The organism is Metabacillus sp. SLBN-84 (genome assembly GCF_053629595.1).
In genome coordinates, this window is record NZ_JBRJIP010000001.1 from 491968 (window position 1) to 512643 (window position 20676).

General features: G+C 45.8%; 24 protein-coding genes and 1 pseudogene. 24 read left to right on the plus strand and 1 reads right to left on the minus strand.

Annotation, left to right across the window (positions count from 1 at the left end; translation table 11 throughout):
• The first annotated feature begins 230 nt into the window (after positions 1–230).
• The 13 genes and pseudogenes from RKD52_RS02355 to RKD52_RS02415 all read left to right on the plus strand — a co-directional run.
• Positions 231–1343: a DEAD/DEAH box helicase gene (locus RKD52_RS02355; RefSeq protein ID WP_454098512.1), complete on the plus strand. Its 1113-nt coding sequence runs from the start codon at positions 231–233 to the stop codon at positions 1341–1343.
• Positions 1344–1423: 80 nt separating this feature from the next.
• Positions 1424–1708 (plus strand): late competence development ComFB family protein, encoded by a 285-nt coding sequence (locus RKD52_RS02360; protein WP_320154753.1) that lies wholly within the window; start codon positions 1424–1426, stop codon positions 1706–1708.
• Positions 1705–2394, plus strand: a complete 690-nt coding sequence (locus RKD52_RS02365; RefSeq protein WP_454098513.1) for a phosphoribosyltransferase family protein — start codon at positions 1705–1707, stop codon at positions 2392–2394. Before RKD52_RS02360 ends, RKD52_RS02365 begins: the two co-directional genes overlap by 4 nt.
• 56 nt (positions 2395–2450) lie before the next feature.
• Complete coding sequence (locus RKD52_RS02370; protein ID WP_369735722.1) at positions 2451–2864, plus strand: TIGR03826 family flagellar region protein; 414 nt, start codon at positions 2451–2453, stop codon at positions 2862–2864.
• Between the two features lie 68 nt (positions 2865–2932).
• Positions 2933–3190, plus strand: a complete 258-nt coding sequence (gene flgM / locus RKD52_RS02375; protein WP_029566978.1) for a flagellar biosynthesis anti-sigma factor FlgM — start codon at positions 2933–2935, stop codon at positions 3188–3190.
• A 17-nt stretch (positions 3191–3207) separates the two neighbouring features.
• Positions 3208–3690: a flagellar protein FlgN gene (locus tag RKD52_RS02380; RefSeq protein ID WP_454098514.1), complete on the plus strand. Its 483-nt coding sequence runs from the start codon at positions 3208–3210 to the stop codon at positions 3688–3690.
• An 18-nt stretch (positions 3691–3708) separates the two neighbouring features.
• The gene (flgK, locus tag RKD52_RS02385) at positions 3709–5229 is read left to right on the plus strand and encodes a flagellar hook-associated protein FlgK (RefSeq protein WP_454098515.1); all 1521 of its coding nucleotides are present in this window, start codon (positions 3709–3711) and stop codon (positions 5227–5229) included.
• Positions 5230–5239: 10 nt separating this feature from the next.
• Complete coding sequence (gene flgL / locus RKD52_RS02390; RefSeq protein ID WP_454098516.1) at positions 5240–6121, plus strand: flagellar hook-associated protein FlgL; 882 nt, start codon at positions 5240–5242, stop codon at positions 6119–6121.
• A 44-nt stretch (positions 6122–6165) separates the two neighbouring features.
• The gene (locus tag RKD52_RS02395; RefSeq protein ID WP_454098517.1) at positions 6166–6720 is read left to right on the plus strand and encodes a DUF6470 family protein; all 555 of its coding nucleotides are present in this window, start codon (positions 6166–6168) and stop codon (positions 6718–6720) included.
• Between the two features lie 18 nt (positions 6721–6738).
• On the plus strand, positions 6739–7167 hold the full coding sequence (gene fliW, locus RKD52_RS02400; protein ID WP_454098518.1) for a flagellar assembly protein FliW: 429 nt from the start codon (positions 6739–6741) through the stop codon (positions 7165–7167).
• On the plus strand, positions 7167–7385 hold the full coding sequence (gene csrA, locus RKD52_RS02405; protein WP_454098519.1) for a carbon storage regulator CsrA: 219 nt from the start codon (positions 7167–7169) through the stop codon (positions 7383–7385). The genes fliW and csrA overlap by 1 nt, the downstream gene beginning before the upstream one ends.
• A gap of 177 nt (positions 7386–7562) precedes the next feature.
• Positions 7563–8663 (plus strand): flagellin N-terminal helical domain-containing protein, encoded by a 1101-nt coding sequence (locus RKD52_RS02410; RefSeq protein WP_454098520.1) that lies wholly within the window; start codon positions 7563–7565, stop codon positions 8661–8663.
• Positions 8664–9005: 342 nt separating this feature from the next.
• Positions 9006–9122, plus strand: a pseudogene (locus RKD52_RS02415) (flagellin); the annotation flags it as partial.
• Between the two features lie 23 nt (positions 9123–9145).
• Here RKD52_RS02415 and RKD52_RS02420 read toward each other — a convergent pair.
• On the minus strand, positions 9146–10042 hold the full coding sequence (locus RKD52_RS02420; RefSeq protein WP_454098521.1) for an endonuclease: 897 nt from the start codon (positions 10040–10042) through the stop codon (positions 9146–9148).
• Between the two features lie 224 nt (positions 10043–10266).
• Here RKD52_RS02420 and flaG point away from each other — a divergent pair, with 224 nt between their 5' ends.
• The 11 genes from flaG (at position 10267) to cccB (ending at position 20400) form a co-directional block, all read left to right on the plus strand.
• Positions 10267–10599 (plus strand): flagellar protein FlaG, encoded by a 333-nt coding sequence (flaG, locus tag RKD52_RS02425; protein WP_454098522.1) that lies wholly within the window; start codon positions 10267–10269, stop codon positions 10597–10599.
• A 14-nt stretch (positions 10600–10613) separates the two neighbouring features.
• Positions 10614–12392 (plus strand): flagellar hook-associated protein 2, encoded by a 1779-nt coding sequence (locus RKD52_RS02430; protein WP_454098523.1) that lies wholly within the window; start codon positions 10614–10616, stop codon positions 12390–12392.
• Between the two features lie 16 nt (positions 12393–12408).
• On the plus strand, positions 12409–12810 hold the full coding sequence (gene fliS / locus RKD52_RS02435) for a flagellar export chaperone FliS (protein WP_029284715.1): 402 nt from the start codon (positions 12409–12411) through the stop codon (positions 12808–12810).
• Positions 12810–13160, plus strand: coding sequence for a flagellar protein FliT (locus RKD52_RS02440; protein WP_454098524.1), 351 nt, complete (start codon positions 12810–12812; stop codon positions 13158–13160). The genes fliS and RKD52_RS02440 overlap by 1 nt, the downstream gene beginning before the upstream one ends.
• A complete protein-coding gene (locus RKD52_RS02445) occupies positions 13144–13533 on the plus strand; it encodes a hypothetical protein (RefSeq protein WP_454098525.1) in 390 nt (129 codons plus the stop codon). Before RKD52_RS02440 ends, RKD52_RS02445 begins: the two co-directional genes overlap by 17 nt.
• Before the next feature lie 333 nt (positions 13534–13866).
• The gene (gene hpf / locus RKD52_RS02450; RefSeq protein WP_454098526.1) at positions 13867–14439 is read left to right on the plus strand and encodes a ribosome hibernation-promoting factor, HPF/YfiA family; all 573 of its coding nucleotides are present in this window, start codon (positions 13867–13869) and stop codon (positions 14437–14439) included.
• Between the two features lie 127 nt (positions 14440–14566).
• Positions 14567–14869, plus strand: a complete 303-nt coding sequence (locus tag RKD52_RS02455) for a DUF4282 domain-containing protein (protein WP_454098527.1) — start codon at positions 14567–14569, stop codon at positions 14867–14869.
• A 255-nt stretch (positions 14870–15124) separates the two neighbouring features.
• Positions 15125–17641, plus strand: coding sequence for a preprotein translocase subunit SecA (gene secA, locus RKD52_RS02460; RefSeq protein ID WP_454098528.1), 2517 nt, complete (start codon positions 15125–15127; stop codon positions 17639–17641).
• A gap of 55 nt (positions 17642–17696) precedes the next feature.
• Positions 17697–18798 (plus strand): peptide chain release factor 2 gene (gene prfB / locus RKD52_RS02465; protein ID WP_139015506.1). Its coding sequence is split into 2 segments (ribosomal slippage): positions 17697–17768 and positions 17770–18798, totalling 1101 coding nucleotides; the frame shifts between segments, so codons are not numbered across the junction.
• A gap of 352 nt (positions 18799–19150) precedes the next feature.
• On the plus strand, positions 19151–20017 hold the full coding sequence (locus tag RKD52_RS02470; RefSeq protein ID WP_454098529.1) for a YitT family protein: 867 nt from the start codon (positions 19151–19153) through the stop codon (positions 20015–20017).
• A 53-nt stretch (positions 20018–20070) separates the two neighbouring features.
• Positions 20071–20400 (plus strand): cytochrome c551, encoded by a 330-nt coding sequence (gene cccB, locus RKD52_RS02475; RefSeq protein WP_454098530.1) that lies wholly within the window; start codon positions 20071–20073, stop codon positions 20398–20400.
• Positions 20401–20676: the final 276 nt, after the last annotated feature.

The following is a 20676-nucleotide window of genomic DNA, read 5'->3' on the forward strand; positions in this document are numbered from 1 at the left end:
ACTCCAAAGACCTCCAAACATACCTTCAAGGCAGATTGCTGCTCCCTGATGAGCTTCCTTTCCCCTTTGCCCTTATCCAATCGCATGTTGAAAATGGCTATGTCAGTTATGAATACGGCGTGAAAGATGGAGCTTGCTTCCGCTGCGGAAATAAAGATCCGCGGCTCATTGATTCCTTTGAGTGCGCGAGATGCAGTGAAAGCTGCTCCTATTGCAGGGCTTGCATTCAGATGGGAAGAGTAAGCGAATGTACGCCTCTCATTAAATGGACAGGCCCGTACCGGCCAAAGAGCGAGACGGCGTTTACAGGCCTGAAGTGGGATGGAAGGCTTTCAAATGCCCAGCAAAAAGGGTCTGACCGAATGGTTTATGCTGTAAGAAATAAGCAGGATCTGCTACTCTGGGCCGTATGCGGAGCGGGTAAAACCGAGATGCTGTTTCACGGAATTGAGGCAGCGCTGTCAGAAAATAAACAAGTTTGCCTTGCTGCCCCGAGAACGGATGTCATCCTTGAGCTGACTCCGAGACTGCGTGCTGCCTTTCCAGGAGTGAAGATCGCCTCCCTATACGGCGGAAGTGAAGAACGCTTTCGGGAAGCGGATCTCGTCATCGCAACGACCCATCAGCTCATGCGCTTCACCGCTGCATTTGATGTCTTGATCATTGACGAAGTGGACGTCTTCCCGTTTTCAGCCGACCAAAAACTCCAGTTTGCTGCAGCCAGAGCGCGAAAACCGGAAAGTTCCCTGATTTACTTAACCGCCACACCTTCTGAAAAACTAAAAGAAACCATCAGTCTTCATGTGAAAATTCCGCAAAGATACCACGGCCATCCACTCCCTGTTCCATCCTTCACCTGGTGCGGGCATTACAAACGGGCGCTTCAGAAACAGAGATTCCCTGAACCGCTTCAGCAATGGGTCACTGACCGTCTTAGCTTAAACAAACAGGCGTTTTTATTTGTTCCTTCAATTTCCGTTTTAAAAGACGCTGTGGCGATCCTGAAAGAGCAGCACCCAGCGATAGAAGGGGTCCATGCAGAGGATCCTGACCGAAAAGAAAAGGTGCAGAAGTTCAGAGACGGCGCCATTCCAATCATTGTGACAACGACCATTTTAGAGAGGGGAGTCACCATTCCCAATTCGGATGCGGCAGTGCTCGGTGCAGAAGCAGGTATTTTTACTGAAAGCGCACTTGTCCAGATAGCAGGACGAGTCGGCAGGAGCGCTGCACACCCTGATGGGGATGTCCGCTTTTTTCACTACGGGAAAACAGAGGCGATGATTCGTGCCAAAAAGCATATTCAGATGATGAACTCGCAAGCTGCGAAAGTGACTTTCTGACTGTTTAGCATGTTAAATATATCCAACATTTTTACGTTGTGGCATAATCGGTTAGTAGCAGCAAGAAAGGGGACAGGACGTTGGCTGTTAATGCAATGGAACAAATTATGTCAGACCTGTTATTTGAATATAAGCAGGCTCTTCAGATGAGCTGCACGTGCGATGAATGTCTGAATGACGTGCTCGCGCTTGTCTTGAACAGAGTTCAGCCGAGATATGTGACAGACGCCGGCAAAATCGCCTACGTCAAAGCGGAATTCATAGACAAACAGCAGATGACAACGCTGATCGTCAAGCTTGCGGAATCGGCGAAAATGGTTTCTGACATGCCGCGCTGCCGGAGATTTGAAAGAGGTGAAGAGTGAGCCTTTGTCTGATTTGCGCAGCAGAACTGGAAAAGACGGTTACCTGGAGAAGCGTTTTTTTCTTGGAAAAGGAAGAAGCATGCTGCTCAGAATGCCTCCAAAAATTCACTCTGATCGAAGGGCCGGTCTGTCAAACCTGCGGCCGGCCTCAGGCAGATGAACAGATTTGTTATGACTGTGAAAGATGGCAGGCAGACCCCGAATTAGGAAACGTTCTAACAAGCAGCCGCTCGGTTTATCACTACAATGACTGGATGAAAGATGTGATTGCCAGATACAAATACAGGGGTGACGCAGTATTAGTGCGCGTCTTTCAAGACTCCTTCCGGCAAGCTTACCTTCAGCACTTTAAAGAGGCCGGCCTCATCGTTCCTGTCCCTCTCAGCAGCCAAAGACTTTATGAACGCGGATTTAATCAGGCACTCCTCCTCGCTGAACTTCTCGGCCGCCCCGTTCTTTCTCCCTTAAACCGCAAACATCTTGAAAAACAATCCAAAAAAACCCGCGAAGAACGCCTTCAAAGTGAAAATGTCTTTTTTATCGAAAACCCTTCTGACATTCTCTCAAAACACATCCTTCTAATCGATGATATCTACACAACAGGCACGACAATCAGGCATGCGGCAAACGTGCTGATCCAAAACGGGGCAAAAAAGGTCTCCTCTTTAACTCTCGTCAGGGGCTAAACGTTTTCAAAAACGAACCGATATTATTGATATATAGTACAATGATAGGAGAAATAATTGTGGAACTATCAAATTGTCCGGAATGCTACTCATTATTTGTAAAAACACCGTTTAAAACAGTATGCGATACGTGCAGCAAAGAAGAAGAGCGTCAGTTTGAAGCTGTTTACGGCTATTTAAAGCAAAGCAAAAACCGCAGCGCAACACTGGTGACTACTGCAGAGGAAACAGAAGTCTCTGAAGACACGATTCTGAAATTCATCAGACAGGGAAGAATCCAGCTCGCCAATTTCCCGAATCTTGGCTACCCGTGCCAGAAATGCGGAACGCTGATCAGGGAGAACAAGCTGTGCCTCACATGTTCAAAAGACTTGAAAACTCAGCTGTTCGACTTAGAGCGGGAGGAAGAACGCCGTCAGAAAGTCACAGAAGAGAAAGCGACTTTCTATACCTTTCAGCCCAAAAACTAGTAAGACTATTAATGGCCGGCAAATAGGGCCGATAAAGATATCATCACAGGAATGGAGGAGGATAAGAGATGAAAATCAATCATCTGAATTCAGCTTCAATCAATCCCTACCAAAGAAGTGCGGAAAAGCAGCAGCTCCCGCAGGCTGCACAGAAACAGGATAAGGTAGAGATCTCATCCAAAGCGAAAGAACTTCAGCAGCAGAACAGCATCGATGCCGCAAGACAGGAAAAAGTGGCAGCTCTGAAAAAGCAGGTTGAAAGCGGCACTTACCAGCCGGACCCGAAAGCTGTTGCCGAAAGCCTTTTTAATCACTATAAGAAATAGAACCAGGGGGATTTGCCGTGTCAGCACAGCCATTAATTTTTAAACTCGAGAAGCTTCTCAGGCTCAATCAGCAGCTTCTGAAGCTAGCCGAAGCCAAAACAGAAGCTCTGAAAAAAGAAGATCTGGCTGTGCTTCAGCAAACCCTGAAGCAGGAGCACATCTGCGTAAGCGCTATTAAGCTTGCAGAGAAGGAGCGGATTCCGCTCACCTCAGCCTATCTGGGCAGAGATTATGATCTTACATTGTCGGCATGCATTGAAAAAGCAGAGGGAGAAGACAAGGTCCAGTTTGCGCAGCTTTTATCCTCCCTGACAGATGTCATGGACAAGCTGAAACATGCAAACAAGCTCAATCAGCAGCTGACCGTTCAGGCCCTTCAGTTTGTCTCCCTGTCTCTTGATATGCTCATGCCTAAGGAAGAGTCCCCGGCCTACAAGCCTCCGGGCTTAACTGCAGCAGCTCAGCCGAAACGAAAATCATTATTTGATTCAAAAGCATAAAGCTCGGAGGAATGAACCATGCGCTCGACTTTTTCAGGTCTTGAAATTGCCAAAAGAGGAATGTTTACACAGCAAAGCGCCTTGAACACAACAGGCCACAATATTGCCAATGCCAACACACCGGGCTACACAAGGCAGCGTGTTAATTTTGAACAGACGGAGCCCTATCCGAACGCGTCCATCAACCGTCCGCATATCCCGGGGCAAACCGGAACCGGCGTTCAGGCAGGGACAATTGAACGTGTGCGGGACAGCTTTCTGGACACGCAGTTCCGCTATGAAAATAACAAAAGCGGGTATTGGGATTCCCGCGCCGATGCTCTTCTGAAGATGGAAGAAATCATGAATGAGCCGTCTGAGACCGGTCTCTCCAAAAGCTTTGACCGTTTCTGGCAGTCAATGCAGGACCTGGCCCTGAACCCGACGAACGCAGGCGCCCGTTCAGTTGTCCGCGAGAGGGGAAAAGCGGTAGCCGAAACGTTCCACTATCTTTCTACATCTCTGAAAGCTGTGCAGGGTGAGCTGAAGAGCGAACTTGAAGTTTCAGTCAAAGAGATCAACTCCCTTGCAAACCAGATTAACAGCATCAACAAACAAATCTCGGAAATAGAGCCGCACGGCTATCTGGCGAATGATTTGTACGACGAGCGGGACCGTCTGCTAGATCAGCTGTCGGGCCTCTCCAACGTGAAAATCTCCTATGAAAAAAGCGGGGGAAATGCGCTTCCGATTGCGGAAGGATCCGTTTCTATTGAAATCGTGGACGCTGGAGGCAAATCTCTCGGAACACTTGTTGACGGCAAAACGAAAACCGTGAACGAAATAAGCGTCGGATATTCTTCTGATAACGGTCTTGCTGATACCGTCTCGATTGGCGGAACAGCTTTAGATGTAAAGGATTTCGGCAGCGCGGGCAAGATCCGCAGTTTAATTGATTCCTATGGATACAATGAGAGCGGCACTGCAAAGGGCGTTTACCCTGAAATGCTTCAGCAGCTTGACCAGCTTGCCTACAGTTTTGCTGAAAAAGTCAACGAAGTTCAGGAAGCGGGCTACAGCATCAAGAGAATAGAAGAGGGCGGAGCAGTCAGCTCACCATTCTTTGATCTCGGCAGCCTGACAAATCCTCCTGAAGGTGCCGCTGCCCTTATTCAGCTGCACCAGGATATTCTCGATTCAACCGACAACATCGCAGCGTCTTCCAATGGAAACATCGGAGACGGAAAAAATGCTTTGGCGCTTGCAGAAGTGAAAAATCAGACGTTTTCCATTGGCGGAAAAACGACGACCATCCAGGACTTCTACGAAAGCTTAATTGGCGGAATGGCCGTTGATGCCCAGGAAGCAAACCGCCTCTCAAGCAACACAGATGTCCTCCGTTCGGCAGTTGACCAGCGCCGCCAGTCGGTAAGTGCTGTGTCACTCGATGAAGAGATGACGAATATGATTCAATTTCAGCACGCCTATAATGCCTCGGCGAAAATGATTTCGCTGCAGGACGAGATGCTTGACACCATTATCAATGGATTAAGAAGGTAGGTGAAAAAACATGCGCGTCACACAAAGTATGCTAGCAGCCAATTCTCTCCGGAATTTAAGCAAAAGCTATGAAAAAATGGGAACGTACCAGGACCAGCTCGCAACCGGCAAAAAAATCAGCCGGCCGTCTGAAGATCCGGTCGTTGCCATGAAAGGTATGCACTACCGTACAAACCTGACAGAAGTTGAACAATACCAGCGTAACATTTCCGAAGCTTATCAGTGGATGGAAAACTCAGAAGCGGGCATCGAGCAGGGCACGCAGGTTCTTCAGCGTGTCCGCGAGCTTGTCGTGCAGGCAAGCAACGGCACCAACAGCCCCGAGGACTTGAAAGCGATCGGCGCTGAAATCAAGCAGCTGAAAGAGGATCTGGTCGGGTCTGCTAACTCCCAAGTAGCGGGAAATTACATTTTCAACGGAACAGAGACAAAAAAGGCACCGGTGACACTGAATGCTGACGGTACGGTAACCGTCCTCGTCGATAAATCTCCGTTTGAAGTAGAAGTATCAAAAGGTGTTTCACTTAAAGCGAATATCAACTCAGATAACGTATTCAGCGAAGACTTATTCGCTGTTGTGGGATCAATAGAAAAAGCCCTCACTTCAGGTGATGGGTCCGGCTTGGACGGACTTCTTTCAGACCTTGACGGAAAAATGGACGCCATGACCGCTGAACGCGCGGAGCTTGGCGCTAGGTATAACCGTCTTGAGCTGATTGAAGACCGGGTGATGAAGCAGGAAGTTGTGTCTACACGTATTCTTTCAGAAAACGAAGACGCAGACCTTGAGAAAGTCATCATGAGTCTCACGGCACAGGAAAGTCTCCATAGAGCCGCACTTTCAGTAGGTGCGAGGATCATGCAGCCGACGCTGATGGACTTTTTAAGATAAAGCTATCTTTTGCGAGATAGCTTTTTTACTAGGGAGGAGAATGAATGCAAATTCCCCAAATCAGACTTGAGAGCCGGTTTGCCAGAATAGGAATCGAGACCGTGAACGCGAAGCTCTCCATTGAACAAAAGCCTGCCGACCTCTCCATTCAGCAGCCGAAGGCAGAGCTGACGATCAGGACCACACCCGGGAAGCTCACAATTGATCAGTCAAAAGCTAGAGAAGATGTCGACTTAAAGCATATTTCAATGCGCATTCAAGAAGCTGCGGATATGGGCAGGCAGGATCTCTTGTCCGGCATTGCAAGGCGCATCAGGCAGGGGGATGAGCAGATGCGGATTGAAAACGGCGGCCGGCCTCTGACTGCCCAGGCAAAAACGAACAGCGAGCGCCCGGAAAAGCAATTCAACATCGGCTTTATTCCGTCGCATTTCAGTGTGAAGCTTGCCTATCAGCCTGCAGAGGTAAAAATTGATGTGAAGACGAATGATCCTATCATTGAAAGCACAACTAATAAGCCGATCATGGATTATGAAGCCGGAGACGTAAATTTCCATCTGGCTGAGCGCAATCAGCTGAAAATTGATTTTGTCATTTAACAGAAAGGAACGTGCAGCATGGTTATCGAAACGAAGTACCACGGAACGGTTGATATAGATGAAGGCGAAAAACTGGCTTTTGAGCATGGCATACCCGGCTTTTTGGATGAAAGGTCGTTTATCCTTCTGCCGCTTGAAGAGGACTCATCCTTTTACATTCTTCAGTCTGTTAAGAGCCCCTCCACTGCCTTCGTCGTCACAAGTCCGTTTTTCTTTTTCAAAGACTATGAATTTGAGATTGACGAATCCTCCAAAGAAACCCTGTCCATTGATAGCGAAAAGGACGTGGAAGTTTACGTCATCCTGACCGTAACAGACCCATTTAATGCTTCAACCGCCAATCTCCAGGGTCCGGTCATCATCAACCGTAAACAAAAAACAGGCAAGCAGCTCATCCTGAGCGGAACAGACTACACAACCAAACACCGCCTGTGGGAGGAAGCCTGATGCTCGTACTCACAAGAAAAACAGGGGAAGCCATTAAAATCGGCGACGATATCGAGATCTCCGTCATCTCCATCTCAGGCGATCAGGTCAAAATCGGCATCAGCGCCCCAAAACACATTGACATCCATCGGAAAGAAATCTACCTTTCCATTCAGGAAGAAAACAGCAAAGCGGCGGACGTATCGCTAAACCTCTTGTCCCAGCTAAGAAACAGATAACCTTAAGCACATCGGCTTAAGGTTTTTTTATGAAATTTTTTCTAAATCTATTAAACAATTTTCAGCCATGTCGATATAAAAAGTGTCAGGCAGGGCTGCAGACGGCCGGCTCGGCCCAGTCTGACATCTTCCACAAGGATGTGGATGAAAACTTACAATTCAAGGAGGAAATTTGTAATGAGAATTAATCATAATATTGCGGCTCTTAATACTTATAACAAGTTAAACAGTGCTTCTGGTGCTCAATCTAAATCAATGGAGAAATTAGCTTCTGGTCAGCGTATCAACCGTGCTGGTGACGATGCGGCTGGACTTGCAATTTCTGAGAAAATGCGTGGACAGATTCGCGGATTGGAACAAGCTTCTAGAAATGCTCAAGATGGAATTTCAATGATTCAAACTGCTGAAGGTGCGCTTAATGAAACACACAGCATTCTTCAACGTCAGCGTGAATTAGCTGTTCAGGCTTCTAATGGTACGGCTACTGATGATGATCGTAAAGAAATTCAAAAAGAATTGAACCAACTAGTTGACGAAATAGATCGTATTGCTGATGATACTACTTTCAACACTAAAAACCTTCTTGGTGGAGGATTAAGTGAAAAAATCCATATCGGTGCTGATCAAGGGCAGTCCATGGATATCCAATTTAATGATATGAATGCTAATGCTATTGGAACTGTTTCTGGTAGTGGACTTCTTTCAACTGCTTCAATAAACACTGATTTTAGTGGTGCACTTGATTCAGGATTTACTCTTGATGCAACTGTAAATGCAGTAGCTCTTACACAAGCTACAATCACACTAGATCAGGATTACGGCAGTGTTGACGAAGTGGTAAATGCTATTAATAATCAAATTCAAGGAAACGCTGAGTTCAAAGATTTAATTAAAGCAACTGTAAAAGCTGACGGCAAAATCGGTTTTGAAAACTTAACTTCTGATGCAGTAACATTGGGTGGAGGAGTTGGAACTGTAGAGGCGGCAGACTCTTTGAAAATTACACCAGGAGCAGTTGCAGGAACAACTACTTCAGTTCAGTCACTTAAGCAAGACACAGATACTGCAACATCAGGCGGAGTGCTTACTCAAACAGATGCTGATGCAGCCATCACTGTAATTGATGATGCAATTAAAATGGTTTCTGCAGAGCGTTCAAAAATGGGGGCATACCAAAACCGTTTGGAACATTCTATTAATAACTTAGGAACTTCTGCAGAAAACCTAACTGCTGCAGAATCACGTGTTCGTGACGTGGATTATGCTTTAGCTGCGTAAGCAGTGACAAGCACAGTCGTCCTGGCTGGTAACGGCCAGAGATCATAATTGGGTGAATTGCTGGAAACCCCTTAGAGCTTTTCTTGCCACAACGCAGTCGGAAACGACAAGCGTGAAGGTCCGAAAAAAGAAAAGATTGGGCAATCAGCAGCCAAGCTCCTGTGAGGAAACTCTGGAGAAGGTTCAACGACTAGGATAGACCATCTAAGGCGTAAGCTATGGTGATGAAATCCGTAGGTGAATCAATGTGGTTCAGCATTGAGAATCCGAAGTGCCCAACCCCTACTGGAAAATTCAGAGGGTGAAGATATAGTCTGGTCATTTATGAAAGTAAATGTTCGCGCGATGGCGAAAGAAATGATGAACCAAACGAAGAATTCTATTCTTTCTCAAGCTGCTCAAGCTATGCTTGCTCAAGCCAACCAACAGCCTCAAGGTGTTCTTCAATTACTTCGTTAATTGGATCAAAGACTCTAGCTCAGCTAGAGTCTTTTTCTATTAGAATGTGCCTTCAGAGTAAGCATTGTACTTACCGCCTCACTCATATTCATACCTGTTTCTCTTTTAATCAAATCAAGGAATTCATGATGCTTCCTCGTTAAAACAATTTGATAGGATTTTCGTATCCTCATTTCATTAGTATTAGAAAGTGAAAAATATGATTCATACAGAGAGAGTGGTATATGATTCATTGATTTGTCAATAACGTCTCTAATTTCTTGCGTTGGCTTTTTAATTAGAATTCGAGTAGGAATATGAATTGATGTTCTCTTATATTCAGGAAAGGTTATTTCTGTTTCTGAAGGCGACAGCAGTTTTCGTTTCATAGAATGATGAATGTACGGGTGCACAATTCTCAGGAACAGCAGAATTTGTTTTTGATCGTAGATGACCAGACGATTTTGCCCATCTAGTTTAAAGTGAAGCTTAAATTGAGTGTAAAGTAACTCTGTTAAAAACCTGTTTTCCTTTTGAGTAAACGAATCTGTGGATAGGATAATTTTTTTAGGGGTGTTGTTTTGTATTTTTAAATGTCCGTCATCTTGATACCACCAAGCTAAAGCTAGAGGATTAATAAACTGTTCAAGAAGAGGGAATGGGATACTCTTTGTTCTTTCTTTATACCAAAGTGGAAGTAAGCTATCAAAGAGTGGCGATAATTTGGATTGAACATAGAATTGGTCGGTATACCCAGCCTCTATTCTATTGTCAGAGATCTTCCTGTATTTAGGCTTACTGAGAGGGATGTGTGCTTTAAGTGTTTCGTAGCAGTGAAAACACCAGCCAGAATCTGCAGAAGAATGTGAAAAACGAAATCTTGGTCTTTTTCCTTTTTCAATAGATAAGTTTCCGTCTCCTAACAGTTTACCTGTCAGCATTTGCATGACTTCTATTGGCATAGTCTCAAAAGTATTAATCTAATATACCTCCCTTAAGATAAGAACGTTTGTTCCGATTAGATTCTACTAAATTTAATTTATTTCTGCAAATAATAATAAACTTCCTTTACACATTTAAGCCCAATTTAAACTCCCCAAACCTTCAAATCTCCCCAATCCCTCCGATATAACCAATAGAACATATACCCAAGGAGCGACCCATCATGATGATTGAGAAAATGTCATCCCAGCCTGGTCCGCGCATCACAGAAATTGACACGAAGACCGTAACCATACGAGAAGTAAGTAAAGAAGAATACATTCCTGCTTTTCCGAAAGAAGAGATTGAAAAAGCGGTGAAGAGCATCAATGAGTTTCTGCAGCCGGCGAACACGTCGATTCAGTTTCAGCTGCATGAGAAGCTGAATGAGTATTATGTGACGGTGGTAGACAGTCAGACGAAGGAGATTGTCCGGGAGATTCCGTCGAAGAAGATGCTGGATTTGTACGCAGCATTAACGGAGTTCCTGGGATTTGTAGTAGATAAGAAAATCTAGAGAGGTGAAAGTACATGGTCAGAATCGGCGGTTTGGCGAGCGGAATGGACATTGATTCGCTCGTGGCAGATTTAATGAAGGCGGAGAGAATGCCGCTTGATAAGCTGAAGCAGAACAAGCAGGTGCTTGAGTGGCAGCGCGACGGCTACCGCGAGATGAACAGCCTGCTGTTTTCATTCCGTAATGCTGCGTTTGATATGAAGCTGACGAGCAATTACCGGGCACGAACGACGAACAGCTCCAATGATGATAAGGTGACGGCCACTGCAACAAGCGCGGCGAGCCAGGCGTCCTACAGCATCTCGAAAGTGGATCAGCTTGCAACGGCAGCGACAAAGGTGAATGCCGGTGCTATCTCTGCATCCGGCCAAAAGGTCGACCCGTCCAAAGCACTCCAGGACATAAAAGATTCGTTTGCCAATACAAATTTCAACTGGCAGACAGGAACCGTTAAAAATCAGACAGTTACTGCCGCCGCTGACGGGACGTCATTTAAGCTGACACTCGAAACCGGGCAAGTGCTGAAAAATGTTGATAAAGACGCGATTATCAAAGTGGACGGCAAATCCTTTAAGCTTGTGACGGGTACTCCTCAAGCAGGAGAAGCTGCACTTGATACAGACGGCAATCTGACGTTCGGCGAAACGATCAAAAAAGGAAGCGTCATCAAAACGGATTATGTAATTGAGAGTACGGACCAATATTTCTCTTTTGACATGCAGACACATACTTCAACAGGTATCCAAAAAGAGAATTTCCTGATTCAGGGCACAGAATCATTGAACAGTGTTTTTACAAAAATCAATTCATCATCACTTGGCGTGACGGCGTTGTATGATTCATTTTCAGACAAGATTACGCTGACGCGAAAAGAAACCGGCGATTTTAACAAGGGCGGCAATGAAATCATTACATCCGCAGGCTTCCTGAATAACGTGCTGAGATTCGGCTCAGGTACAGAAACAGGCGGGCAAAACGCGAAGTTCACGATCAACGGACTTGAAACAGAGCGGACGTCCAACACGTTTGAAATGAGCGGGGTTACCTTTACCCTGAAAAACACGTTCACGGCTGCAGAACCGCCGGTCTCTATTAACGTGACAAACGATACGAATGCCGTTTTCGACAATATCAAAAAATTCGTCACCCTTTACAACGAAACCATTGCGAAAATCCAGACGAAAACAGATGAAACCCGCTACCGTGACTACCAGCCGCTATCTGACGAAGAACGTGAAGCTCTGTCTGACAAACAACAGGAGCAGTGGGATGAAAAGGCCAAAAGCGGGATGCTCAGAAAAGACTCGATTCTGACCGGCGCACTTAGCCAGATGCGCTCTGATTTCTACTCAACGCTGTCATCAGCATCAGGGACATCCTTTACCCATCTTTCCAATATCGGCATCACGACCTCAACTAACTACCGGGAGGGCGGAAAACTGATTATTGATGAAGCCAAGCTGAAAAAGGCGATTGAAGAAAATCCTGACGGCGTAGAAAAGCTGTTCACAAGCAATGGCCCGACGAGCGGGGAAAAAGGAATCATTACCAACCTGTACGACAATTTAAAAACAACGATGGACAAGCTGAATGCCAAAGCAGGCACCTCGAGCTCCACAAGTCAGCAATTTACGATTGGAAGAAACCTCTCATCCATAGATAACCAGATCACACGTTTTGAAGACAGACTGACGCAAGTAGAGGACCGCTACTGGTCACAGTTTACGGCGATGGAAAAAGCGATTCAGCGATCAAATGAACAAATGAGTTATTTAATGCAGCAATTCGGCTAAAAAAGGAGTTAACACGATGGCTTTGACAAATCCCTATCAGGCGTACCAGCAGAATTCCGTCAGCACGGCGTCTCCAGGCGAGCTGACACTGATGCTTTATAACGGCTGCCTTAAATTTATTAAGCAGGCACGGACAGCGATGGAACAGAAACAGGTTCAGGAAAAAAACATCAATCTTCAAAAGGCGCAGCGCATTATTCAGGAGCTTATGATCACATTAAACCCTGAAGCTGAGGTTTCCGGATCGATGATGCAGATGTATGAATATATCAACCGCCGGCTCGTAGAAGCGAATATCTCAAATGATCCGGAGATTCTTTCTGAAGCAGAGGGATATGTAACTGAATTCCGCGATGCGTGGAAACAGGTCATTCAATCTGCCCGCAGGCAGCAGTTCGGACAGGGCGGCCCGATCTGATGAGCGCTGTTGAAAAACTGCATCAGCTTACTCATCAGCTGCTGAGTGAAGTGAACGGCTCGCAGCATAAGGATATGAGGGACAGCTATATCCTGAACATTCAGCAGTGGATCGAACAGCGGGAAGTGCTGATCTCAAACCTAAAGCCGCCATACACTCAGCAGGAAAAACAGCTGGGAAAAGAAATCACGGAATGGAACGCGGTTATCCATCAAAAGCTGAAAGCCGTGCAGCATGAGATTAAAGAAGATATGACAAAATTAAAGCTGCAAAAAGCCTCCGGCCAGAAATATGCAAACCCCTACCAGAGCACAGCCATCGACGGAATGTATTATGATAAGCGCAAGTGACGCCATAACTCAAAGCGATTACGAGCTTTTCCTTTCCTATAACGAGCTGCTGAATACTATCGAAGAATGTTTTTATTATCTGATCAAAAGCTTTGAAGGCATGGAATATACAAATCGCGAGCAGATCATGGACGATCTAATCGATGCTTTTATCCAGGTGGATGCCGTTCACAGCTCAATGATGCATGCGGCCCGCGACAATTCAGTTCTCCAGAAAAGCATTCTTCTCTTTGATGATATGCTGGAAGAATTAAGGCCGGCGCCAGAAGGCGGATCCCATCTTTTCCATGCCTATTTAAAAAGATTATCCCATCTCTATACAGCCTGGAAGAGAGACATTCAGATGTGCCTGCTTCCCTACCTGCTTCACTAATCCCGCCAGAATAAGGACGGGATTTTTGTTTTATTAGGATTCGATGTAATGGCACATGTATAAGTGACTGGAGCGAAAGGAAACGGGTACGATGTGAAATTTATATACAGCATAAAACAGTTCAGTAAGCTCCCGGCCGGTCTATAACAACAGACCTATTTTTCTAAGAATAAATCAAACCACCCCCGCATACTCTATTCACATCCTTTCCTTCTGAACCGCAAACTTCAACAAATTTCACAATGATTTAACATTATTTTTACGTTTCAGCAGGAATTCTAAAGGGAAAGGAAGAAATAAGTTTACATATCCTTAACAAAGGAGGAGTTCATTTTGAATTATAACGTCAGAGGCGAAAACATTGAGGTAACTCCAGCATTAAGAGAGTATGTCGAGAAGAAAATCGGCAAACTGGAACGCTATTTTGAGGATTCAGTTGAAGCAAACGTAAATGTAAATTTGAAATTCTACAGCGATCAGGAATCAAAAATTGAAGTAACCATTCCCATGACCAATCTAGTGTTGCGTGCTGAGGAATATAACGAGGATATGTACGCTGCCATCGACCTTGTGACAAACAAGCTTGAGCGTCAGATCCGTAAACATAAAACGAAAGTAAACCGCAAGCTGCGCGAGCAGGGATCACCTAAATTCATGTTTGCTGCAGGCGCAGAAGAAGCTGAAGGGGCACAGACCCAGACAGCCGTTCAGGAAGAAGAAGACCAGATCCAGGTTGTCCGCACAAAGCGCTTTAACTTAAAGCCGATGGACAGCGAGGAAGCCATTCTCCAAATGAACATGCTCGGCCATAATTTCTTCGTCTTTACAAATGCTGAAACAAACACAACAAACGTTGTGTACCAGCGTAAAGACGGTAAGTACGCGATTATCGAACCGACTGAATAATAACAACATCAAGCAGTCTCTCTATGCAGAGGCTGCTTTTCATTTGCTATAATTTACATATTTTTACTTTCACAAGACATATTCAATGATTCTAAAGTCATATGCTCTAGAGAAGGAGGAGATGAGCATGCAGGACTTTTTAAAATTCAATAAAATGATTACCCCCACTATTATTACCGTTATCTTTTATGTGGGATCGGCCCTCAGCATCATCGCAGGATTTATCTCGATTGCAACAGGAGCGAGCGCTGATTTCGGGGGTGGAGCTCAAGTGTTTGCCGGGCTTCTGACACTGCTGTTTGGTCCCTTTGTCATCAGGATCTACTGTGAGCTGTTAATTGTCATGTTCAAAATGCATGAAAATCTACAAGTGATAACCAGGAATGTTACTGCAGAACAGAAAAGCAGTTCCTCCGCTGATCTTCTATAAAGGTATACATAGAAGGGAATTCCGGCCATGCCGGATTTTTTTGTTTTTTTTTAAAATATACATAAGCTTCTTCAGCAAACCTGAAGAGAACGTTTTAAAAAAGTTGATGGAGAACGGTTTTTCGCTTTGAAACAGGATAAACTGTTGATATTATTTAATATATGGTAAAATAGAAGGTAGTTTTGCAGGACGGATGATTATCCTGCCTATGAATAGCTTCACGTATGGCACTTCACTAACAGAGGAGCGTTTAGAATGCTTGGAATCTTAAATAAGGTGTTTGATTTTAATAAACGTGCATTGAATAGATACGAAAAAATGGCGAATCAAATAGAATCTTTGGCAGGCGACATGGAGAGGCTTTCTGATGAAGAGCTGAAGGCTAAGACGCAGGAATTTAAAGAGCGCGTTGCCAAAGGCGAGAGTGCGGATGATCTTTTGACAGAGGCTTTTGCCGTTGTGCGCGAGGCTTCAAAGAGAGTGCTCGGACTTTATCCGTACCCGGTTCAGCTGATGGGGGGTATCGCTCTTCACGAAGGGAATATCTCCGAGATGAAAACAGGGGAAGGTAAAACACTGACTTCCACGATGCCTGTTTATTTGAATGCTCTTTCCGGAAAAGGCGTTCACGTTGTGACGGTCAATGAATACCTTGCGAGCCGTGATGCTGTTGAGATGGGCAAGCTGTATGAGTTTCTCGGCCTGACTGTCGGACTCAATTCAAACGGTCTTTCCAAAGAGGAAAAGCGTGCTGCCTATGCGTGCGATATTACGTATTCGACTAACAATGAGCTTGGCTTTGACTACCTGCGCGACAACATGGTTCTTTACAAAGAGCAGATGGTTCAGCGCCCGCTTCATTATGCGGTTATTGATGAAGTTGACTCCATCCTGATTGACGAGGCGCGTACGCCGTTGATCATTTCGGGGTCTGCTGCGAAATCCACGATGCTTTATGTACAGGCCAACGGCTTTGTCCGTTCATTGAAGCGCGATGAGGACTATACCTTCGATGAAAAAACAAAAGGGGTTCAGCTGACTGAAGACGGAATGTCTAAAGCAGAGAAAGCCTTTAATATTGAAAACCTGTTCGATTTAACACATGTGTCTCTCAACCATCATATTAATATGGCATTAAGAGCCCACGTTGTGATGCACAATGACGTTGATTACGTTGTTGAAGACGGCAATGTTGTCATCGTCGACCAATTTACAGGCCGCTTAATGAAAGGCCGCCGCTACAGTGATGGTCTTCACCAGGCAATCGAGGCGAAAGAGGGCCTTGAGATTCAGAACGAGAGCATGACGCTTGCAACGATTACATTCCAGAACTACTTCCGCATGTACGAAAAGCTTTCCGGTATGACAGGTACAGCGAAGACGGAGGAAGAGGAGTTCCGCAACATTTACAACATGCAGGTTGTGGCGATTCCGACAAACCGTGATGTTGTGCGTGATGACCGCGCAGATCTTGTGTACCGTTCTATGGAAGGCAAGTTCAAAGCCGTTGTTGACGATGTAACGACGCGTTACTTTGCCGGCCAGCCGGTTCTTGTCGGTACGGTTGCGGTAGAAACGTCTGAGCTTATTTCAAGACTCCTAAAGAAAAAAGGCGTTCCGCATAACGTGCTGAATGCGAAAAACCATGAAAGAGAAGCGGAAATCATTGAGAATGCCGGCCATCAGGGTTCGGTAACGATCGCGACAAACATGGCGGGCCGCGGTACAGACATCAAGCTTGGACCTGGTGTAAGAGAGCTTGGCGGTTTGGCTGTTATCGGAACAGAACGCCATGAATCACGACGCATCGATAACCAGCTTCGCGGACGTTCCGGCCGTCAGGGAGACCCTGGTGTGACTCAGTTTTACCTTTCTATGGAAGATGAACTGATGAGACGCTTCGGATCTGAGAACATGATGGCGATGATGGACCGTCTCGGCATGGATGATTCACAGCCGATTCAGAGTAAAATTGTTACGAAAGCTGTTGAATCTGCGCAAAAACGCGTAGAGGGCAACAACTTTGATGCCCGTAAACAGCTTCTGCAATACGATGACGTTCTTCGCCAGCAGCGTGAAGTTATTTACAAGCAGCGCTTTGACGTGATTGACTCTGAAAATCTGCGCGGGATTGTTGAAAGCATGGTCACTTCAACAGTTGAACGTGTGGTTGCGATGTACACGCCTAGGGAAGAGCTTCCGGAGGACTGGAACCTTGAAGGGCTGATTGACTACCTGAATGCCAACCTTCTTGAAGAAGGCACATTCACAGTGAACGACTTTAAAGGAAAAGAATCCGAAGAGATCTCAGAGCTTGTGCTTGAGAAAACGAAAGCCCGCTACAATGAAAAAGAAGAGGCATTCGGAGAAGAGCAGATGCGCGAGTTTGAAAAGGTCATCCTTCTTCGTGCGGTTGATACGAAATGGATGGATCACATTGATGCCATGGATCAGCTGCGCCAGGGTATTCACCTTCGTGCCTACGGCCAGACAGATCCTCTCCGCGAGTATCAGATGGAAGGCTTCGCGATGTTTGAAAGCATGATTGCATCGATTGAAGAGGATGCTGCAAAATACATCATGAAAGCAGAAATCAGAAACAACCTTCAGCGCGAGGAAGTCGCAAAAGGCCAGCAGGCGGTTCACCCGAAAGAGGGAGACGAGGCGCCAAAGAAAAAGCCTGTTAAAAAGCAGATGGAAATCGGCCGCAACGACGCATGTGTATGCGGAAGCGGAAAGAAATACAAAAACTGCTGCGGCAGCGGAAAATAATTTTTCAAAGAGGGGCACTTTGCCTCTCTTTACCCCATTTTAGAGGAGAATGAATATGGAACTTGCAGAAATTCGAAACGAACTTGAAAAAATGGCTAAGAAATTAGCGGCTTTCAGGGGGTCTCTTTGACCTCGACCGCAAACAGGCTCGCATTCAGGAGCTAGATGAAATGATGTCCCACCCGAACTTCTGGGACAGTCAAAACGAAGCACAAACCGTTATTAACGAAAGCAATATGCTGAAAGAGGCAGTTGTTCAGTTCACAGAAATGAGCGAAACGCATGAAAACCTTGAAATCACGCATGAACTTTTAAAAGAAGAGCCTGACGCCGATCTTCATGCAGAGCTTGAAAGTGAAATTGCCGAGCTGACTGAAGCGATGAGCAATTATGAACTTCAGCTTCTATTAAGTGAACCTCATGACAAAAACAACGCCATCCTGGAGCTTCACCCGGGAGCAGGCGGAACAGAATCCCAGGACTGGGGTTCAATGCTTCTCCGCATGTACACGCGCTGGGGCGAAAAGAAAGGCTTTAAAGTGGAAACTCTCGATTACCTTCCAGGTGATGAAGCGGGAATTAAAAGTGTCACGCTTCTTTTCAAAGGCCACAACGCCTACGGCTACTTGAAAGCGGAAAAAGGCGTCCACCGTCTTGTCCGGATTTCGCCGTTTGATTCATCTGGCCGCCGTCATACGTCATTCGTATCATGCGAAGTGATGCCGGAATTCAATGATGAAATCGAAATCGACATCCGAACAGAGGACCTGAAAATTGACACGTACCGTGCAAGCGGCGCCGGCGGTCAGCACATCAACACGACGGATTCCGCCGTCCGTATCACGCACTTGCCGACCAATACGGTTGTATCGTGCCAAACAGAGCGCTCCCAGATCAAAAACCGCGAGCGCGCAATGAAAATGCTTCAAGCGAAGCTCTACCAGCTCAAGCTTGACGAGCAGCAGGCCGAGCTTGACGAGATCCGCGGCGAACAAAAGGAAATCGGCTGGGGTTCCCAGATTCGCTCCTACGTGTTCCACCCTTACTCTCTTGTCAAAGACCACCGCACAAGCACAGAAAGCGGAAACGTGCAGGGAGTCATGGACGGAGACCTTGATCCGTTTATTGATGCATATCTTCGTTCGAAACTTTCATAAGAAAAGTGAGGCAGCTGTCCCTGTGGGGGGCGGCTGTTTTTTTGTGGACATTGTTGCGTTATAAATTGGGTGGAGCGGAATATGGGATAGCAAAAGGACGAAATGGTGTCCTGTAAATCTGAGTGGGCGGAATATAGGGTAGCAAAAAGAAGAAATGCTGCCCTATAAATCTTGGCATCCTCCACACAATTCCGCGCAACGCAGACTAAATTCCACCCGCAATGCTAAAACTAACATAACCGCTTTACCTCTTTAGCACGTTATCCCGCTGTTATTTACAGCTGAATCAGACGGGTGCTATACTCTGTAAGGTTATGTAAAAAATATGTGTGATTCAGATGGAGGATGCAGGATGTTTCAGCGTAAACGCACTCGTACATATAATCCTATGCTTGAAAAAGTGACGTCGTATTTATTTATTCTGCTCGGTTCTGGAATCGTTGCCATTGCTTTTAATCTGTTCCTTCTGCCCAACCGCATTGCATCAGGCGGAGTGAGCGGGATCAGTACGATTACAGATGCTTTATTTGGTTTAGAGCCTGCTTATGTGCAGTGGGCATTTAATATTCCTCTGTTTGTGGCAGGCGTGCTTCTGCTCGGGAAACAGTTCGGCTTAAAAACGCTGGTTGGAACGATCTTTTTGCCATTTGTTGTTTTTTTGACAAAGGATGTTGCGCCAGCGACGACAGATCCGCTGCTCGGTGCAATCTTCGGTGGAATTGGAGTAGGTCTCGGTCTTGGCCTTGTTTTTAGAGGGAAAGCTTCTACAGGGGGAACGGATCTGGCTGCTCAGATTATCCACAAGTTTACGGGACTTTCTCTTGGGACGTGTGTTGCTTTAATTGACGGGCTGATTGTTCTGACCGCTGCGGTGGTCTTCGATATTGAACTTGGGCTTTACGCTCTTGTTGCTCTTTATGTCACAAGTAAAACGATTGATGTCGTTCAGGTGGGACTGGGGCGTTCGAAGATGACGATGATCATTACAAATCAGGAGGAAGAGGTCAGAAAGGCGATTCTGAGCGAAATCGACAGGGGAGTGACAAAGCTGTCGGCATTCGGAGGCTACACAGACAGCGAGCGGCCGATCCTGATGTGCGTGGTGGATCAGACAGAATTCACGAAATTGAAACAACTCGTAAAAAGCATTGATACGTCTGCGTTTGTGGTCGTTATGGATGCTTCTGATGTGCTCGGGGAAGGTTTCAAGCGGGCCTAGTTAGGATATAATAATTGTGTGTTTTACATCCTTATTTGGGGAGGATTTCGGCGATGAAATCAAAAGTACTTGCCCTTCTTTTCGGAACATCTTTAGTCCTTGCTGCATGCGGCGGAGGAGATAACGCAGGAGAAGAGCCAAAAGATTCGGGCTCAAAAGATACAGCGAATGCTGAAGAGATTGTTCAGCAGAACTGCATCAGCTGCCACGGTCAAAATCTTGAAGGTGGCGGGGCCGCACCAAGTCTTGCAAATGTCGGCTCAAAATATGACAAAGAAAAAATTGAAAGCATCATTAATAACGGCCAGGGCGGCATGCCTGGAGGTCTTATTAACGAAACAGATGCAGCTGTCGTAGCTGAATGGCTTGCGCAAAAGAAATAACTTCAAAAGAAGCCAGCCGGCAGCATCGGCTGGTTTTGCTGTTTAAAAGGCATGACATAACCGGCCGCATCCTATTCTCCGGTTCTTCCTCCGAAAGTCAGAAATGATTTCCACTTATTTATTCCCAAAAAAAGATTGTCTTTTTAGTCAGAAAGTTCTAAAATTTACATTAAAGCGCTATCAATCGACATTTCTTTAGACCTGGTTTTCATTTCCTTTGACAATTTACGACACTGAAATGAAACTGTAATATTTTTAAGTCTATTTTTGCCGAAC